A 17,847-nucleotide genomic window follows, 5' to 3' on the forward strand; every position below is an offset into this window, starting at 1 on the left:
GCTTATCCCCAATTAGCGACAAAAAGCCCCACGTTGCAAACAGGTTAGTGCTCCAGGCCACGCCTTTATGAGGTCCGGCGTTACAGTTGCGACTCATTAGTTCAACCCGAGACTGGAGAGTTTCATGCTGTCACGCCGTCACTTCCTGGGCGCAAGCCTGGCCACCACCGTTTACGCTGCAGGCTCGTTCGTGCCCGTCTGGGCTCAGAACGCCCCCAACTTTGGTACGCCCACCCTGCCCAGCCCAGGCTTCAGGCGCATGAAGGTGGGCGATGTGGAAGTGATTGCACTGAACGACGGCATCACGCGCCGCCCCCTGGGCGAAGAGTTCGTGAAGAACGCGCCGCTGGCCGAGGTGCGTGCGCTGCTCGCATCGCAGAATCTGCCCACCGACTACATCGACGTGCCCTACACCCCGTTTCTGGTGGTGGCAGGGGCGCGCAAGATCCTCATCGATACCGGGCTGGGCGAGTTTGGCGGCCCCACCACCGGCAAGCTGCTCGACAGCCTGCGTGCCGCTGGCATGCAGGCCTCGGACATCGACACCGTGCTCATCAGCCACTTCCATGGCGACCACATCAACGGGCTGCGCAACAAGGCAGGTGAATGGACCTTCCCCAAGGCCAAGGTGATGGTGCCAGCGGCGGAACACGCCTTCTGGATGGACGATGCGCGCATGGCGGCGGCTCCGGCCGGCATGAAGGGCGCGTTCGAGAACGCGCGCCGCACCTTCGCCACCATGCCAGCCGACACGCTGGTGCGGTTTGAAGCGGGCAACGAAGTGGCGCCGGGCATCCAGTCCGTGGCCGCCTATGGCCACACGCCGGGCCACACGCTGTTTGAGCTGAAGTCGGCAGGCCAGAACTTCTTTTATGTGGCAGACCTGACCAACGTGCCCGCGCTGTTCGCGCGCAACCCCGACTGGGCCGTGACCTTTGACATGGATGCCGAGGCAGCCCGCAAGGTACGGCGCGAAGTGTTTGCCCGCATCACCGCCAGCAACGCCATGCTGGGTGGCTTCCACTTCCCGTTCCCCGCGTTTGGCCGCATGGCGGCATCGGGCAATGGCTATGCCTTCCAGCCTGCGGCCTGATACAGACATCGACGCTGCCGGCGGTACGGCGGGTGCGGACGGCGTACGCCTCACGCGGCGCACCCTGCTGGGCAGGGGCGCGGCGGGCGCCGTGGGTGGAGCCCTGGGTGTCGCAGCCTTGCAGAGCTGGGCCGCCCAGGAGGCGGGAGCAGAAGCCTTGCTGCGCCAGGGGGGCGTGGTGGCGCTATTCCGCCATGCGCTGGCCCCTGGCACGTTCGATCCGCCGGGCTTCCGTCTGGGCGACTGCGGCACCCAGCGCAACCTGAGCGACGAAGGCCGGGCCCAGGCGCGCCGCATTGGCGAATGGTTTCAGGCGCGGCAGTTGCAACCCGGCAAGGTGTTGTCCAGCCCGTGGTGCCGGTGCATCGACACCGCCACGCTGGCCTTCGGCGCACCCCAGGTCTGGGCGCCGCTGGGCTCGCCCCGGGGCTATCCCGAGACGACCGGAGCGGCCCATCTGCGCGCTCTGCGCGACGCGCTGACCGCCGTCTCCGCACGCAGCGGCCGGTTTGAAGTGTGGGTGAGCCACATGTTTGTGCAGGCCGACCTGGCGCAGGACAGCACGCGCTCGGGCGAGGCACTCATATTGCGCCACCAGGGCGGCGCTGCCCCGCAGGTTCTGGCGCGCTGGACCCTGCCTGACTGAAGCTTCAGCCCCTTTCCTTGCAGGGCGTGGTGCTACCCCTTTTGGGGCCCGCGCTGCACCTGTGGCCTAATATGACCCTTTTCTCCACTTTCTCAGAGACCAATCATGGGCAACAAGATCGTCACCGAAGCAGACCGCAAGCGCACCCCCCAACCCAAGCCACTGCCCGGCGTGACGCTGAACACCCCCGGCCGCGGCCAGCGCGTGAGCCTGGAGCGTGGTGTCGCCACGCGCAGCAAGAAGAACCCTGGCAAGCGTTCGCGCAAGGGCGGCTGATCGGCCACCCGGGGCGCTATGGCGTCCCGCCAGCATCTACAAAAAAGCCCTCATCCGAGGGCTTTTTTGTTGGCGTTGCACTGCCTATTGCCACTGCCTACTCCAGCGGCGCGGGCATGGTTTCCGCCTGGCCTCTGGCGGGGAGAATGATGTGGAACGCGGCGCCGCTGGCGGGCACGTTCTCGGCGAAGATTCGCCCACCCATGGCCTCGACGATCTTGCGGCAAATCGCCAGGCCCAGGCCCGTGCCGCCCGAGCCATCCTTGGTTTTGCTGGACTGCACGAAGGCCTCAAAAATACTGTGCAGCTCTGATGGGGGAATGCCCGGGCCCTCATCGCGCACCACCAGGTGCGTCTGACCCTGCGGGTCTGCGTAGCCCTCCAGCGTGATGGTGCTACCGGGCGGGGAAAACTTGATGGCGTTGGCCACCACATTGCGGATCACCTGCTGAAAGCGCAGCGGGTCGGCCTTGGCCACCAACGGAAGGTCGGGCATACGCAAATCCATCATCAGATGGCTGCGCTCCAGCAAGGGCTCCAGTTCGCGGATCACGGGGCGTACCACACCGCGCAGGTCGATGCGCTCCATGTGGAAGGTCCCCACCGTGCTCTCCAGCTTGGAGACCTCCAGCAGGTCGTTCACCAACGTGAGCATGCGCTGGCCTGCGGAATGGATGTCTTCAAACATGCCCGCCAGCTTGGGCTGCGTGCGGCCACGCAACATACCCAGCTCGGCAAAGCCCAGAATGGACTGCAGTGGGGTGCGCAGCTCGTGGCTCATGTTGGCCACGAACTCCGACTTGGCACGTGACGCCTCTTCGGCCGCATCGCGGGCCTCCTGGGTAGCGCGCTCGGCCTCGCGGAACTCGCTCACATCCATCAAGATAGTGAGCACGCCGGTGACCTGGCCATGTTCATCTGCAATGGCCGCCTTGGCCAGGCGCGTATCGCGGCGCGATCCATCGCCATGGCGCACCTGTGTTTCCACCAGCGTCCGTCCACCCCAGCGCAGCAACTGCTTGTTGGCCGACTGGTGCACCTTGACTTCGTCAGGGGGCAGGCATTCGGCCACAGCCTTGCCCAGCACGGTGACGCGCTCGCGGCCCTTGTATTCCTCCCACGCCTTGTTCACGCGCACAAAGCGGTCCTGCGCATCGGTCACAGAGATGGGCAGCGGATTGGTCTCCAGCAGCAGATCCTGGAAAGCAATCTGCGCCTGCAGCTGCTGCTGGGCCATCCAGCGTTCGGTTTCATCCACCGCACTGCCTGCGAAACCGATCACGCGCCCGGCCGCCACCAAGGGCACCACTGCCACCTTGAACGTCATCTCTTTGCCCGCCGCAGAGCGGGACAGCACCTGGCACACCCGCACGCCATCGGGCGATCGCGGGTCGATGGCCCGCACCACCTCGTTGCGGCTTTGCGGCTCCACCAGATCGTGCAGGCGCTTGCCAATGGCGCGGTCGGGGGAAGTGCCCGTCATGACGGTCCAGTGGGCGTTCACATAGGTGATCACGCCCTGGGCATCGGTGCGAAAGATCAGCTCCTGCACGCTGCGCATGAGCACCGACAGGTCCCGCTCGTTACGGGCAATGCGGGCCTGCGCCGCATCAATGGCCAGCCGCGCCCGCTCACGGGTGCGGATGCCCCGCCATATCGCAACGGTCAACACCAGCACCAGCGCCACCAGGGCCAGGCCAATGCCGAGCAACGCTCTGGCGTCCGCCAGCCAGCTCTTCACAACGGCCTGGTACGAAGTCTCTACCACCACCACGAGCGGCAAGGCGGCCGAGGCTCGAAAGCTGACGATCTGCCGCTCGCCCAGCACGCCCGCGCCCAGGTAGGTGGCATGCTCCTGCCGGGGCAAGAACTGGCTGAACACGGGGATGTGATTCACCCGCGCGCCTGCGAGCGCCGCCGCTGTGCCCGAGGTCGCCAGCACCTGGCCGTTGTACGCCGTCACCACCGAATCAAAAATCTCGGACTCCAGCGTGAGGTGCTGAAAGTTGGACAGCGAATCAGGGTTGACCAAGGCCACCAGCACCAGCACTTGCCCGGCTTCCGTCTTGTAGCCATGCATCACAGGGATGAAAGCCACCCCGGCAGGCGCTGCCACCTCTTTGCCCCCCAGGCGCACGCTTTGCAGACTGCGGCCCGGCGTGAGGCCGCCCTGCACCGTCCGCCCCACCGCCACCGGCGGGCCCAACTGGGCCAGATCCACAAAACTCTCGGCATCGCCCGGCGTTGTGCTTGCAATCACCCGTCCGCCTGGGTCCACGACGGCCAGCCCCCGAAGAAACGACAGTGCGGCCAGTGCCTGGCCCAGGGCGTCCTGCATGCGCCGGGGCTCGGAGGCCACGGCCGTGAGGGCGGGCGATGTGGCCAGTGACTCCAGAGCCAGCTCGGCCGTCTGCATGGTGCGCGTGGCCTGGTCCTCCAGCACCCGGGCCAGCATGGCCGCATGGTTCTGGTGGCTGATGCGCACCGTGCGAAAGTCGTTCACGGCCAACGCACCCACCCCCACCAACGCCGCCAATGCCGACAGCCCCCCGATGACCAGGACCAGGTGGCTGGTCTGCAACACCCACGCGCGCAGTCGAGCCCAGCGCCGGGAGAGAGGCTGAAGAGCTGCCATGTCAGCGCACCACGATGGCGCTCAGGCCGTTCTGGGAGGCCGCACGCTGCAGGCGGCCATCTGCCTTGATACGGGCTACAAAGGCCTCGACCGTGGCCAGCCACGCCGCGTCGCCGCGCTTGACCGCATAGCCGTAGGGCAGCACCGAGAACGGTTCGGGCGACTCGATGAGCCGGGCCCAGTCGGCGTTGTCCATCAGGCGCCGGCTGTAGGGGTAGTCGGTCATGAACACGTCAATGCGCCCGGCCGTCAGTTCGCGCTCCCGGGTTGCGGGCAACTGGATGCGCACCAGCGTGGCCTGCTTGAGGCGCTGGGCCATGATGGGCTCCATGAACGTGCCTGCCTGCACACCCACCAGCACGCCCGGCTTGTCGATGTCGGCCCACTGCTTGATGACTGTGTTGGTCTTGGTTGTGATGCCGTAGATGTCGCTGCGCATATAGGGCTGGGTGAAAGCCAGCTTCTCCATGCGCTGGGGCAGCATGCCAATGGCGAACATGGCCACGTCACAACGGTCCTGGTTCAGGTCATCAATGAGGGTGGGAAAGGAAGAGTCCACGTATTCGACCCGGGCCTTGAGATCGTGCGCCAGCTCGCCCGACAGGTCAATGTCGATGCCGCCCAGCTGCTGCGTGCGCGGGTGGCGAAAGGTCACGCCGTAGTAGTCCGGCCACACACACACGCGCAGCACCGACTGGCTCTGGACCCGGTCGGCCACAGGCCCTGCCAGCGCGCTGGTGGCGCACGCCGCCAGCAGCAGGCGGGTGATGGCACGTGCCCCCGGTTTCAGCCACTGCATCATCGTCATCATCATGGGGAATCCTTGAATCAATCCAACCACCGTACCCACAGTGGCCTGCCGCAGAGCGGCCAAAAAAGGGTCAGGGCGCATCGATCAGTGCATCGAACGACGGGCATTCCTGCGTGATCTTGCACCGCAGTGCGTCAATGGCCGCAGCATGCGCCAAAAACGTGTCCACGATCACCGGGTCAAACGCGCGCCCACGCTCGGCTGCCAGCATCTCCAGCGCCACCGGCACGGTGAAGGCGGGGCGATACACCCGGTCCATCGTCAGTGCGTCAAAAAAGTCCACCACGGCCGTGATGCGGCCCGACAGCGGAATGGCATCGCCCGCCAGGCCTGCAGGGTAGCCCTGGCCGTCGTAGCGTTCGTGGTGCGTGAGCGCCACCTCGGCCGCCATGCGAAAGACGGGAATCTGCGAACGCCCGAGGATCTCGGCACCCATGGCGGCATGGCAGTTCATGGTCTGGCGCTCTTCCGGGGTGAGCTTGCCGGGCTTCTTGAGCACACTGTCCGGGGTGCCGATCTTGCCGATGTCATGCATGGGCGCCGCCTTGCGCAGCATGCGGGCGTAGCCCACCGTCTGCCCCAGCGCGAGGGCCAAGGCCTCGGCCAGATAGCCGATGCGCACGATGTGCACGCCGGTGTCATCGTCTTTGAGGTCTGCGGCGGCCGACAGGTGCAGCAGTGCCGCGTGGTGTGCGCGGGTGACCTCGCGCAGCGCTTCGTTGCGCTCCCGGTACATGCGGCCGAAGTCACGCACAAAACGCTCCATCTGCGCCGCTGCGGCCTCGTCAAAGCACCGCGTGTCTGGCGGCGCCTGGGGCGCAGGCTCCAGCACTGGGAGCGAAGTCACTGCGCTGCCTCCATGCGGTAGATGGTCTCCAGCACCTGCAGCGTGCTGAAGGGCTTCATCAGGTAGTCGTCGGCTCCTGCCGCGAAACCTGCCGCCCGGTCATCCGACTGCACCCGGGCCGTCAGCATGATCACCTTGGTGTGGCGCATGCCCGGGGCCGATTTGATGCGGCGGCACACATCCAGGCCGTTCAGGGTGCCCGGCATCATCACGTCGAGCAGCACGATGTCCGGCTGCAGCTCCTGGGCCAGCACCCAGCCCGCGTCGCCCGTGGCGGCTTCGTGGATCTCGAAGTCATCAAACTCCAGCGTCATCTTGAGCAGCTTGCGGATATCGATGTGGTCTTCGACGATGAGAATCTTTTTCATGGCGGGAACCCTTGTGGGGCAGAGGTCGGCTTGGAAATACAAAAAAGCACAGATCAGGGTGTTTTTTTGCCATTGATAGAATCATATCAATCATTTTTATCAAATACAAGACACGTGTTTGAAAAAATTAGGAGAAAATGCGCGATCTATGCAATCTGACCATTCCCTCGCGGAGCGCGCCATGGCCGACCACTACACAACGCTCGAAGTCGCCAAGATGCTGGGGATGGCCGTACGGTCCGTCCAGCTGATGGTGGACCGCAACGAGCTGGAGGCCTGGAAGACGCCGGGCGGACATCGCCGTATCTCCCGCGCATCGGTGGAACGCTGGATGACCGCCCACGGCGCTGCGGGCGCGGCCCCGGCACCCGCAGCCGGCACGCCGGTGGCCAGCCGCCCCCCTCTGGCACCACTCGTGGCCCCCGCCAAAGGGCGCGCGCCGCAGATCCTGCTGATTGAAGACTCGATCCATTTCCAGAATCTGGTCGGCCTCATCGTGCAGCAACACTTTCCGGGTGTGCAGTTGCAGGTGGCAAACGATGGCATCACCGGTCTGGCGCTGTATGGGCAGATACAGCCCGAGGTGCTGATCGTGGACATCCTGCTGCCGGGCATTGACGGCGCCACCTTGATCACCACGCTGCGTTCGCACCCTCAGTTTGCGCGCAGCCACCTTATCGTGGTCACCTCACTCGACGAGCAGCAGCGCGAGCCCTACGCGTTCGCCCTGCAGGGCGTGAAGGTCATTCACAAACCCCGACTGGTGGCCGAGCTGCCGAGCGCACTGGCAGCGTGTATTCCACAGGCCCAGGTGCCCGCATGAGCACGCCCAAGGTCCTGCTGGTGGAAGACGACAGCTCCATCGCACGCTTTGTGCAGATGGCGCTGGAGGAGCTTCCGATCGAGCTGGTGACCTGCGCCAATGTGCCGGACGCCATGCAGGCGCTGCACGCCGGGGGGGTGGAACTCATCATCACCGACCTCATGCTGCCCGGCGAGTCCGGCATTGACCTTGTGCAGCGGCTACTGCAAGAGCCCTTGCACGGCCGCCGGATTCCAGTCGCGGTGTTCAGCGCAGGCCTGACACCCCCCGTGCGCGAACAACTGCAGGCCATGAAGGTGTGGCGCATGGTGTCCAAACCCGCGTCGGTGGCAGAGCTGGAGGCCTGCGTGACCGATGCGCTGGCGCTGGTGGCCGAGCCCCCTGCCAACGTGCCAGCCGCAACCACCACGCTGGCCGATGAAGCGGCCGACGATGAGGCGCAGGCCATTGCCACCCACTTTGCGGGCGACGAGTTTTTGTTCAAGGCCTACCGCGCCAGCTGCCTGCAGCAGTTCCCGGCCGACATACGGCAAGGCGAGGCCGCCTGCACGGCGCAAGACTGGCCCGCGCCGCGGCGCCTGGCACACAGCCTGGCCACCGTGCTGCTCACCCTCGGCCACCCAGCCCAGAGCGTGCGCGCACGCCAGCTGGAAAACGCGGCCGCCCAGTCTGCCCCCGAGGCGTGCCTGGAACATTGGCGCCTGCTGCGAGCGTTTCTCCTGCAGCTCTGACCCGGGGCCAGCGGCGCTGCGGGCCCACCGCGTGGCCTTGCAGAGGTCCGACAGCGGGCGATCTCTCACCCAGCCACCCCCACCTGAAAACACCCACCCCATCGGGGGACGGCACCACTTTTCTCCAAAATAACCATTCAGAGCAAAAAATAACCAATTGGTCTAATATGAAAACAATTGGTTTCAACTGCTCCCTGAGCGGTGTGAAACGCCCCTTTCACCCCTCACAGGCAGATCTCCATGGACTCCACCGTTGTCTCCGAATACCGCCCCCACCTCGTCGCCGCCTCGTTCGCACTGGCGTTCATCGGTTCACTGATCGCGCTGATGGTCACGCGCCGCATCCGCCACAAGGACGGCTCGCTGAACCGCGCAGCCGCAGTCACGGCGGGTGTGGCCCTGGGTGGGATCGGCGTGTGGTCCATGCACTTTGTGGGCATGGTGGCGCTGCGGCTGGATGTGGCCAGCAGCTACGGCATCGTCGAAAGCGCGGTGTCCCTGGTGGCTGCCGTGGTCTGCACCTCGGCCGCACTCATCGTCGTGTCCAAGGCGCCTCGGGACCTGGCACGCATTCTGGGCGCAGGGTTGTTGCTGGGCCTTGGTGTGGCGGGCATGCACTACCTGGGCATGTACGGCATGAAGATTGGCGGCTACATCAATTGGGACCTGCGGACCGTGGCGCTTTCAGTGCTCATCGCGGTGGCAGCAGGCACGGCCGCCCTGTGGCTGGCCTTCAACACCCGCAGCATGCCCAGCCGCGCAGGGGCCGCCCTGCTCATGGCCGCTGCCGTGTGCGCCATGCACTACACCGGCATGGGCGCGGCCGAGTTCATCTGCACCACCCCCAACCGCTTTGCCACCGTGCAGGGCCCCGGGCTGGTCAGCTCGCTGGGCCTGGGTCCCACCGTGGCCGCCTGCGCCTTTGCAATGGCTGTGCTTATTTCTGTAGACCTGTACGTGCAGTGGATGCAGCGCTCCATCGGGCAGCAGCGGCGCCGCACCGCCTGAACCCACCGAACCAGGCAAAGCTCGCGCAAAAAACATGGACAGAGGCAGGGTGGATTCGGTCCACTCTTCAATAAGATGGCGGCCATGATCACCCTGCACCACCTCGAAACCTCGCGCTCGCAGCGCATTCTCTGGCTGTTGGAAGAGCTGGGCGTGCCCTACGAGCTCAAGATCTACGCGCGCGACAAGGCCACCAAGCTGGCCCCACCGGCGCTCAAGGCCATTCACCCCCTGGGCAAGTCACCGGTCATCACGGATGGCGACGAGGTGATTGCCGAATCAGGCGCCATCATCGAGTACCTGGTAGAAACCTACGGCGAGCAGGCCCGGGGCGACCTGGCCCACCTGCAGCCCCAGCCACGCACAACCGAACACCGCCAGTGCCGCTTCTGGATGCACTATGCCGAGGGCTCGCTGATGAACTGGCTGGTGATGAAGCTGGTGTTCAAGACCATCCCCACCCAGCCCATGCCCTTCTTCGTGAAGCCCATTGCGCGCGCCCTGTGCGGCACGGTGCAGCAAAAGCTCATCGACCCCAACGTGGACACGGCGCTGGCATTCATTGAAGAGCACCTGGGCACCCACCGCTGGTTTGCCGGGGAGCACCTGACCATGGCGGATTTTCAGATGAGCTTTGCGGTGGAGGCGCTGATGTCCCGCGCCAACGACGCAAGCCGCTGCCCGCACCTGCAGGCCTACCTGGAACGCATGCATGCCCGCCCGGCCTACCAGCGCGGCATTGCCAAGGGCGGCCCGGTGGTGATCGAGGCCTGAACGCACACGGCCATCACCATGTCGCGCTACGCCATCCTGTTTGTGTGCATGGGCAACATCTGCCGCAGCCCCACAGCCCACGGCGTGTTCCGCCACAAGATCGCCCACAGCGGCCTGGCGCACAGCGTGGTGGTGGACTCAGCCGGCACGCACAACTACCACCCCGGCGAGCCGCCCGACACCCGCACCCAGCGCCACGCGGCGCAGCGCGGTTATGACCTGTCGGACCTGCGGGCCCGACAGATCACGGATGCGGACTTTGCGCGTTACGACCTGATCCTGGCCATGGACTGGGACAACCTCACATTGGCACAAGACCTGTGCCCACCCGCACACGCGCACAAGCTGCGGCGCATGACAGAGTTCTGCCTGCAGTTCGACAGCCCGGTGGTGCCCGACCCGTACTACGGCGGCAGCCAGGGGTTTGAAGAGGTGCTGGATCTGGTAGAAGACGCCTGCGAAGGGCTGCTCAGGCACGTACAGCGGCAGCTGCAGGCCCAGGTGCCACCAGTGCAGCACTGACCACCGGGACGGCCCGAGCTACCGCACGCCGCACACCAGGGCGCCCGGGTCGTTGTGGGCCAGCTCCCGGTCGTTCTTGGCCTGGGCCACTTCCATATCGCGCGGCAAGGTCACGCCGTTCTTCACGGCCAAAATCTCGGCCATCACGCTCACTGCAATCTCGGGTGGTGTCTTGCTGCCGATGTAGATGCCAATGGGCCCGCGCAGGCGCTGCAGGCTGGCTTCGGTCTGGTCGAAGTGCTCGATCATGCGGGCCCGCCGCGCCTCGTTGTTGCGGCGCGAGCCAATGCCGCCCACGTAGAACGCCTCGGTGTTCAGCGCCTCCAGCAGCGCCAGGTCGTCCAGCTTGGGGTCGTGCGTGAGGGCCACCACGCAGGTGCGGCGGTCGGGCTTGAAGGCCAGCACCACATCGTCTGGCATGTCGCTCACCACCGTGGCGCCGGGCACGCTCCAACTGCCCCGGTATTCCTCGCGCGGGTCGCACACCGTCACGGCAAAGCCGTTGAACAAGGCCATGGTGGCCAGGTATTCGGTGAGCTGCCCCGCACCGATGAGCAGCATGCGGTACTCGGGGCCGAAGGTGTTGGTGAGCTGCTGTGCATCCACCTTGAGATCCTCGGGGGCCTGGGTGGGTGCCAGGGTCACGGCGCCGTCAGACAGGCGCACGGTGCGCTGCACCAGGCGCCCGGCGGCCAGCTGGGCAATGAGGTCCGCCAGCAGGTTGGGATCAGGGTCGTACTCAAGCAGCAGCTCCAGCGTGCCGCCGCAGGGCAGGCCAAAGCGGTGGGCCTCGTCGGCGCTGACGCCGTATTTGACAAACGATGGCGGGCCGCTGGGGATGCGGTGGTCGGTACCGTCTGCCGCCGCACCCGCCTGTGCATAGGCGCGTGTGTGGCGGTCGATCAGGTCGTCTTCAATGCACCCGCCCGACACCGACCCCACCACCGCGCCGTCCTCGCACAGTGCCATGATCGAGCCCACCGGCCGGGGCGACGAGCCCCACGTGCGCACCACCGTGGCCAGCAGCGCACGGCGCCCCGTGGCCCGCCAGCCCTGCAGCGTGCGCAGCACGACGACGTCCAAATTTTCCATGACTCACTTCCTTCCGCTGCCCCGAGCAATCAGCCCCGATTGAACCACCAGGCCAGCAATACGAGGGCCGTCACGCCAACACCCCACACCCACGCAGGGATACCGCCACCCTGGGTGGCGCTGCCCTCTTCCACGGTGCCTGGCTGGGTGATGGCATCGGCACTGGCCGATGCGTCTGCTGGAGGGGCTTCAGCGCGCGGAAAGCGGCGCTGCATCTCGTCGTCAAACCGCTTGAAGAAGTCTTCGGCCATGCTCTTGGCGGCGCCGTCGATGAGGCGCTGGCCCAGCTGCGCAATCTTGCCGCCCACCGAGGCGTGCACGGTGTAGTGCAGCTCGCAGCTGGCCTGCCCGGCCGCATCGGCGGGGAGCGGCACCAGCTTGACTTGGGCGTTGCCCTTGCCAAAGCCCGCCACGCCGCCGGAGCCGTCAAAGGCGATGTTGTAGCTCTCGGGCGGCACGATGTCGGACAGCGTGATCTTGCCCGCGAACTTGGCCGACACGGGCCCGATCTTGAGCGCCATGGCCACCGAGTACTGGTTCTCGCCCGTGGGCTCGACCTTATCGCAGCCAGGAATGCACAGCTTGAGCACTTCGGGGTCGTTGAGCGCCTCCCAGGCCTGTTGCTGGCTGACGGCAAGGGTTCGGCTGGCTTGCATTTCCATGGTGGGTCCTCTCGATTTTCAAATGGTGTGGATGTTGTGGGAATTCAATCGGTCCGCTGCGTGGCTGGACTCGGTGCGGCGTGGGGCACGGCGCCGTCATTGCCGCAGCACGCTCGCCAGGCTGGCGGCCAGGTCCTTCAGATGGCTCAGGTTGTGCACCGCAACCATGCCGTGGGCCTGGCGGTGCAAGGCCGACGCACCGCGCGCCGTGGGGGCATAGCCCTCGTAGCGCAGCAGGGGGTTAAGCCACAGCAGGCGACCGCAGTGGCGCCGCAGCCAGGCCAGCTCGCGCTCCAGCACCTCGGGCGTGCCCGTGTCCAGCCCGTCGCTGATCAACAGCACCAGCGTCCGCCGCCCCACCAGGCGCCGTGCATGCTGCAGGCGCAGCTGGCCCAGGCTGTCGCCCATGCGGGTGCCCCCGGCAAAGTCGGTGATGGCGTGGCTGGCCATCTCCAGCGTCGCATCGGTGTCGGCCAGGCGGAAGGCGGGCGTGAGGTCGGTCAAGCCGGTGCCAAACGCAAACACGTCACGGCGCACGGCGGCGCCGGTGTGGCGCGGTGCGGTGGCCGCGTGCAAAAAGGCCAGCAGCAAGCGCGCGTAGCGCTCCATGGAGCCCGACACATCCACCAGCACCAGCAGTGGCAGCGGTTGCTGGCGCCGCTGCAGCAAGGGGATGTGCAGCACCTCGCCCCCACTGCGCGCCGCATGGTGCATGGCGCCGGGCCAGTGCGGGCGGCTACCGCGTGCGCCCGGCCGGGTGCGGCGGGCGGCGTAGTGCGGCAAGGGCAAAGGCACATCACGCGCCAAGCGCTCCACCAGGATGTATTCGCTGGCCGAGAGCTGGTTGAAGTCAGCCTGCCGCAGGCGCTGCAGGTCACTGGCCGTCATGGCGGCATCGAATTCGATCTTGTCTTCTTCACGCGCGGGCGGCGCGTTGCGTGCCGCGCGTACCGGCGCCAGCGCCTCGCTCACACGCGGGCGGCGTTTGACGGGCTCGGCCTTGGACTCGGCGCTGGGCAGCATCTGTGCCAGCAGCTTCTGCGCGACGTTGGGGTTGCGAAAGTAGGCGTCAAACAGCTCGCGGAACACCATGCGGTCTTGCTCCCGGCTGACCAGCACGGCCTCCAGTGCAGCGCTGAAATCCTCGCGCTGCAGGCCCACAAGCATCACCGCCTGCTGGGCCAGCGCCATGCGGGCAGCGTCCACCCGCACACCCGCGCGGCGCAGCGTGCGGCCAAAGCCGCTCAGGTTGTCGGCCAGCTTGCCGGTGCGGGCATCGCCGAGTTGAGAGAACATCGCACCCTCGGCCATGGGACGGCTCTCATGCATCGACATCGGCGGGTTGCAGCAACTGCACCGCCATGTCGCGGGTGAGCGCCGCGACATCCTCGCGCTGCTTGAACAGGATGCCTGCGGTATCGGACGCCACCTCGGGGTCCACCACGAGGGTGTCCAGCGCCACCAGCGCCTTGGCCCATTCCACGCTCTCGGCAATGCCCGGTGCGCGCTGGAACGCGTTGGCAAAAGGCTGGCTGCGCAGCCGGCCCACAAACTCTGCCACCTGCACGGCCAGTGCCTCGCTCGCACCCGGCACCTGGGCGCGCACGATGGCCAGCTCACGCTCGCGCTCGGGGTAGTCCAGCCAGTGGTACAGGCAGCGGCGCTTGACGGCGTCGTGCAGATCGCGCGTGCGGTTGCTGGTGAGGATGGTGACCGGCGTGGCCGTTGCACGCACGGTGCCGATCTCGGGAATGCTCACCTGGTACTCGCCCAGGTACTCGAGCAAAAAGGCCTCGAACGGTTCGTCGGCGCGGTCCACTTCGTCGATCAGCAGCACGGCGCCCGGTGCTGGCGCCTGCAGCGCCTGCAGCAACGGGCGGCGGATGAGGTAGCGGTCTTGGTACACCTCGCGCTCCACCTGCGCCATGTCGGCACCGCCCTGCCCCTCGGCCGCGCGCATGTGCAGCAGCTGGGCGGCGTAGTTCCACTCGTACAGCGCCTCGCGCTGCTCCAGGCCGTCGTAGCACTGCAGGCGGATCAGGCTGCGCGACAGCACTTCCGAGAGGGCTTTGGCCAGCGCCGTCTTGCCCACGCCGGGCTCGCCCTCCAGCAGCAAAGGCCGCTGCAGCTTGAGCGCCAGAAACACCGCCGTGGCCAGGCGACGGTCGGCAAAATAGCCCACGCTTTGCAGGGCCTGCACCAGGGCGTCGATGGAAGCCGGAACCGGCGCGGCGTTCAACGAGTTCATTGCTATCCAATTCATAGCTGCTAGCGCATATTCTTCTAGCGCTAGCGGCCAATTTCACTCAAAAACCCGCCACCGGGTGCCGCACCACGGTAGCGGGGTTGCCCTCATGTCATCCCAGCATCTGCTGCACAGCGCGCTGGGTTTGCACGCTGATGAGGTTAGCGCGGTAGGCAGCGCTGGCGTGGATGTCGGCGTTCAAATCGCTCGCGTCGATCTTGACGCTGGCCGCCGACTGCGGCGTGAAGCTCTGGTTGAGCGCCGCCTCCAGCCCCGCATGGCGGAACACGCTGCTGGCCGCACCGGTGACGGCCACGCGCACACCGCTGTCGGTCTGGGCCACAAACACCCCAACCAGCGAAAAGCGCGATGCCGCCTGCTTGAACTTCATGTACGCGGCACGCTTAGGGATGGGGAAGCGGATGGCAGTAATGATCTCGCCCTCCTCCAGCGCCGTGGTGTACATGCCCACGAAGAAGTCGTCGGCTTGGATCTCGCGGCGGTTGGTGATGACCGTGGCGCCCAGGCCCAGCACCGCGCTGGGGTAGCAGGCGGCGGGGTCGTTGTTGGCCACGGAGCCGCCCAGCGTGCCACGTGCGCGCACCTGGCGGTCGCCGATGTGGGCGGCCAGGTCGGCCAGTGCGGGGATGGCCGACTTGACCTCGCTGCTGGCCGCCACGTCCATGTGGCGCGTCATGGCGCCGATGACCAGCGCGTTGCCTTCGCGGCGGATGCCCGCCAGCTCGGCAATGCCGTTCAGGTCCACGATTTTTTCGGGGTTGGCCAAGCGCAGCCGCATGGACGGCAGCAGGCTTTGCCCACCGGCGAGCAGCTTGCCGCCCTGGGCGATGAGCTGCGCGGCCGCAGCGGTGGAGGAAGGAGCCTCAAAGGTGAATGCGTACATGGTTGGTCTCCTTATGCCTTGGCGGACTGAATGGCTTCCCACACGCGGTGCGGCGATGCGGGCATGTCGAAGTCCTTCACGCCCAGGGGCCGCAGCGCATCCAGCACGGCATTGATCACCGCCGGGGGCGAGCCGATGGCCCCGGCCTCGCCGCAGCCCTTGGTGCCCAGCGGGTTGTGGGTGCAGGGGGTGCACACATGGCCCAGCTTGAACTCGGGGAAGTCGTCGGCGCGTGGCATGGCGTAGTCCATGAAGCTGCCGGTGAGCAACTGGCCGGTTTCGCGGTCGTACACGCAGTTTTCCAGCAGCGCCTGACCAATGCCTTGCACCAAGCCGCCATGCACCTGGCCTTCCACGATCATGGGGTTGATGATGGTGCCAAAGTCGTCCACGGCGGTGAACTTGTCCACACGCGTCACGCCGGTCTGCGGGTCGATCTCCACCTCGCAGATGTAGGTGCCTGCGGGGAAGGTGAAGTTGGTGGGGTCGTAGAACGCGGTTTCGTTCAGGCCCGGCTCCAGCTTGTCCAGCGGGTAGTTGTGCGGCACATAGGCCGTGAGTGCCACCTGACCGAACGGGATCTTCTTGTCCGTGCCCCGCACGGTGAATTCGCCGCCGCTGAAGTCGATGTCGGCGTCGCTGGCCTCCATCAAATGCGCTGCAATCTTCTTGGCCTTGGCCTCGATCTTGTCCAGCGCCTTCATGATGGCCGCCCCGCCCACGCTGATGGAACGCGAACCATAGGTGCCCATGCCGAACGGCACACGGCCCGTGTCGCCGTGCACGATGTCCACGTTCTCCACCGGAATGCCCAGGCGCGCGGCCACCACCTGCGCAAAGGTGGTCTCATGCCCTTGGCCGTGGCTGTGCGAGCCGGTGAACACCGTCACGCTGCCCGTGGGGTGCACGCGGACCTCGCCGCATTCAAAAAGGCCTGCGCGTGCGCCCAAAGCACCTGCGATGTTGGACGGCGCAATGCCGCAGGCTTCGATGTAACTGCTGTAGCCGATACCGCGCTTGAGACCCTTGGCCTCGCTGGCGGCCTTGCGCGCGGCAAAGCCCGCCACGTCTGCCAGTTGCTGCGCTTGCGTCATGCAGGCGTGGTAGTCCCCCACGTCGTACTGCAGTGCCACCGGCGTCTGGTACGGCCAGCTGGTGATGAAGTTGCGCTTGCGGATCTCGTCCTGGCCCAGGCCCATTTCCCAGCCGCAACGCGTGACCAAGCGCTCCAGCAGGTAGGTGGCCTCGGGCCGGCCCGCGCCCCGGTAGGCATCCACAGGCGCGGTGTTGGTGAACCACGAATCCACCTCCACATACACCTGCGGTGTGGTGTACTGGCCTGCGAGCAGCGTGGCGTACAGGATGGTGGGCACGGCGCTGGCAAAGGTGCTCAGATAAGCGCCCAGGTTGGCGTGGGTGTGCACCCGCATGGCCAGAAACTTGCCGTCCTTGTCCATCGCCATTTCGGCATGGCTCACGTGGTCGCGGCCATGCGCGTCGGAGAGGAACGCCTCGCTGCGGTCCGCCACCCACTTGATGTTGCGGTTGAGCTTTTTGGCCGCCCAGGTCAGGCACACGTCCTCAGCGTACAGATAGATCTTGGAGCCGAAGCCGCCGCCCACATCGGGCGCAATCACGCGCACCTTGTGCTCGGGCAGGCCCATCACAAACGCCGTCATCAGCAGGCGCTCGACGTGCGGGTTCTGGTTGCTGACGTACAGCGTGTATTCGTCGCTCGCGCGGTTGTAGCTGCCGATGGCCGCACGCGGTTCCATGGCGTTGGGGATCAGGCGGTTGTTGATCAGGTCGAGCTTGGTGACGTGCGCTGCGTTCGCAAATGCGGCATCCACGGCGCCTTTGTCGCCGATGGCCCACTTGAAGCAGTGGTTGTCGGGCGCAATGTCGTGCAGCGCCGCACCGGCCACGGCGCCCGATGCGGCGTCGGCCACGTTCACCACGGCGGGCAGCACGTCGTAGTCCACCTCCACCAGCTCGGCCGCATCGCGCGCCTGCTGCTGGGTCAGCGCCACCACCATGGCCACGTGGTCGCCCACATAGCGCACCTTGCCCTGGGCCAGGATGGGGTGCGGCGGCTCCTTCATGGGCTCGCCGTTGGTGCTGGTGATGAGCCAGCCGCAGGGCAGGCCGTTGATGTTGTCGGCGGCCACATCGGCGCCGGTGAACACGCCCAGCACGCCGGGCGCGGCCTTGGCGGCGTCGATGTTGATGCTGTTGATCTTGGCGTGGGCGTGCGGCGAGCGCACGAACACCGCATGGCTTTGCGCAGCCAGCACCACGTCGTCGGTGTACTGGCCCGCGCCAGTCAGGAAGCGGTAGTCTTCCTTGCGCTTGAGCGATTCGCCGATGTGCGGCAGCTTGGAAAAGTCGGATGCACCCATGGTCTTGTCTC

At 66.3% G+C, this 17,847-nt stretch carries 18 protein-coding genes; 8 read left to right on the forward strand and 10 right to left on the reverse strand.

Annotation, left to right across the window (positions count from 1 at the left end; genetic code table 11):
- Nucleotides 1-124: 124 nt before the first annotated feature.
- The 3 genes from ACODSM_RS10440 to ACODSM_RS10450 all read left to right on the forward strand — a co-directional run bounded on the left by ACODSM_RS10440 (nucleotide 125) and on the right by ACODSM_RS10450 (nucleotide 2,015).
- On the forward strand, nucleotides 125-1,093 hold the full coding sequence (locus ACODSM_RS10440; RefSeq protein WP_060985682.1) for an MBL fold metallo-hydrolase: 969 nt from the start codon (nucleotides 125-127) through the stop codon (nucleotides 1,091-1,093).
- Nucleotides 1,071-1,739 (forward strand): histidine phosphatase family protein, encoded by a 669-nt coding sequence (locus ACODSM_RS10445; RefSeq protein WP_488805302.1) that lies wholly within the window; start codon nucleotides 1,071-1,073, stop codon nucleotides 1,737-1,739. The genes ACODSM_RS10440 and ACODSM_RS10445 overlap by 23 nt, the downstream gene beginning before the upstream one ends.
- Nucleotides 1,740-1,844: 105 nt before the next feature.
- On the forward strand, nucleotides 1,845-2,015 hold the full coding sequence (locus ACODSM_RS10450) for a hypothetical protein (protein WP_015015224.1): 171 nt from the start codon (nucleotides 1,845-1,847) through the stop codon (nucleotides 2,013-2,015).
- A 97-nt stretch (nucleotides 2,016-2,112) separates the two neighbouring features.
- On the opposite strand, the gene ACODSM_RS10455 is transcribed toward ACODSM_RS10450, so the two are convergent.
- The 4 genes from ACODSM_RS10455 to ACODSM_RS10470 all read right to left on the reverse strand — a co-directional run bounded on the left by ACODSM_RS10455 (nucleotide 2,113) and on the right by ACODSM_RS10470 (nucleotide 6,676).
- Complete coding sequence (locus ACODSM_RS10455; RefSeq protein WP_488805212.1) at nucleotides 2,113-4,650, reverse strand: sensor histidine kinase; 2,538 nt, start codon at nucleotides 4,648-4,650, stop codon at nucleotides 2,113-2,115.
- A 1-nt stretch (nucleotide 4,651) separates the two neighbouring features.
- The gene (locus ACODSM_RS10460) at nucleotides 4,652-5,464 is read right to left on the reverse strand and encodes an ABC transporter substrate-binding protein (RefSeq protein WP_488805213.1); all 813 of its coding nucleotides are present in this window, start codon (nucleotides 5,462-5,464) and stop codon (nucleotides 4,652-4,654) included.
- A gap of 67 nt (nucleotides 5,465-5,531) precedes the next feature.
- Nucleotides 5,532-6,227 (reverse strand): HD-GYP domain-containing protein, encoded by a 696-nt coding sequence (locus ACODSM_RS10465; RefSeq protein ID WP_083871677.1) that lies wholly within the window; start codon nucleotides 6,225-6,227, stop codon nucleotides 5,532-5,534.
- Nucleotides 6,228-6,304: 77 nt separating this feature from the next.
- Entirely contained in the window at nucleotides 6,305-6,676 is a 372-nt protein-coding gene (locus ACODSM_RS10470; protein ID WP_015015228.1) for a response regulator transcription factor, read from the reverse strand.
- Between the two features lie 148 nt (nucleotides 6,677-6,824).
- Between ACODSM_RS10470 and ACODSM_RS10475 the strand changes: the two genes are divergently transcribed.
- From ACODSM_RS10475 to ACODSM_RS10495, 5 genes are all read left to right on the forward strand, one after another.
- Nucleotides 6,825-7,499 carry an excisionase family DNA-binding protein gene (locus tag ACODSM_RS10475; protein WP_488805214.1) on the forward strand — a complete coding sequence of 225 codons (675 nt, stop codon included), beginning with the start codon at nucleotides 6,825-6,827 and terminating at the stop codon, nucleotides 7,497-7,499.
- Nucleotides 7,496-8,230 carry an Hpt domain-containing response regulator gene (locus tag ACODSM_RS10480; protein WP_488805215.1) on the forward strand — a complete coding sequence of 245 codons (735 nt, stop codon included), beginning with the start codon at nucleotides 7,496-7,498 and terminating at the stop codon, nucleotides 8,228-8,230. The genes ACODSM_RS10475 and ACODSM_RS10480 overlap by 4 nt, the downstream gene beginning before the upstream one ends.
- Before the next feature lie 240 nt (nucleotides 8,231-8,470).
- Complete coding sequence (locus tag ACODSM_RS10485; RefSeq protein ID WP_488805216.1) at nucleotides 8,471-9,238, forward strand: MHYT domain-containing protein; 768 nt, start codon at nucleotides 8,471-8,473, stop codon at nucleotides 9,236-9,238.
- A gap of 84 nt (nucleotides 9,239-9,322) precedes the next feature.
- Complete coding sequence (locus ACODSM_RS10490) at nucleotides 9,323-10,012, forward strand: glutathione S-transferase family protein (RefSeq protein WP_488805217.1); 690 nt, start codon at nucleotides 9,323-9,325, stop codon at nucleotides 10,010-10,012.
- A gap of 18 nt (nucleotides 10,013-10,030) precedes the next feature.
- Nucleotides 10,031-10,534 (forward strand): low molecular weight protein-tyrosine-phosphatase, encoded by a 504-nt coding sequence (locus ACODSM_RS10495; protein WP_488805218.1) that lies wholly within the window; start codon nucleotides 10,031-10,033, stop codon nucleotides 10,532-10,534.
- A gap of 18 nt (nucleotides 10,535-10,552) precedes the next feature.
- Here the strand turns inward: ACODSM_RS10495 and ACODSM_RS10500 are convergent, their stop codons facing one another.
- From ACODSM_RS10500 to ACODSM_RS10525, 6 genes are all read right to left on the reverse strand, one after another.
- Complete coding sequence (locus ACODSM_RS10500; protein WP_476018411.1) at nucleotides 10,553-11,626, reverse strand: XdhC family protein; 1,074 nt, start codon at nucleotides 11,624-11,626, stop codon at nucleotides 10,553-10,555.
- Nucleotides 11,627-11,655: 29 nt separating this feature from the next.
- Nucleotides 11,656-12,288: an SRPBCC family protein gene (locus ACODSM_RS10505; protein ID WP_476018412.1), complete on the reverse strand. Its 633-nt coding sequence runs from the start codon at nucleotides 12,286-12,288 to the stop codon at nucleotides 11,656-11,658.
- A 96-nt stretch (nucleotides 12,289-12,384) separates the two neighbouring features.
- Nucleotides 12,385-13,599: a vWA domain-containing protein gene (locus tag ACODSM_RS10510; RefSeq protein WP_476018495.1), complete on the reverse strand. Its 1,215-nt coding sequence runs from the start codon at nucleotides 13,597-13,599 to the stop codon at nucleotides 12,385-12,387.
- A gap of 10 nt (nucleotides 13,600-13,609) precedes the next feature.
- On the reverse strand, nucleotides 13,610-14,536 hold the full coding sequence (locus ACODSM_RS10515; protein WP_488805219.1) for an AAA family ATPase: 927 nt from the start codon (nucleotides 14,534-14,536) through the stop codon (nucleotides 13,610-13,612).
- Nucleotides 14,537-14,645: 109 nt separating this feature from the next.
- On the reverse strand, nucleotides 14,646-15,437 hold the full coding sequence (locus ACODSM_RS10520) for an FAD binding domain-containing protein (RefSeq protein ID WP_295939593.1): 792 nt from the start codon (nucleotides 15,435-15,437) through the stop codon (nucleotides 14,646-14,648).
- An 11-nt stretch (nucleotides 15,438-15,448) separates the two neighbouring features.
- The gene (locus ACODSM_RS10525) at nucleotides 15,449-17,836 is read right to left on the reverse strand and encodes a xanthine dehydrogenase family protein molybdopterin-binding subunit (RefSeq protein WP_060985696.1); all 2,388 of its coding nucleotides are present in this window, start codon (nucleotides 17,834-17,836) and stop codon (nucleotides 15,449-15,451) included.
- Nucleotides 17,837-17,847: the final 11 nt, after the last annotated feature.

It is taken from the genome of Acidovorax sp. FG42, assembly GCF_057809195.1.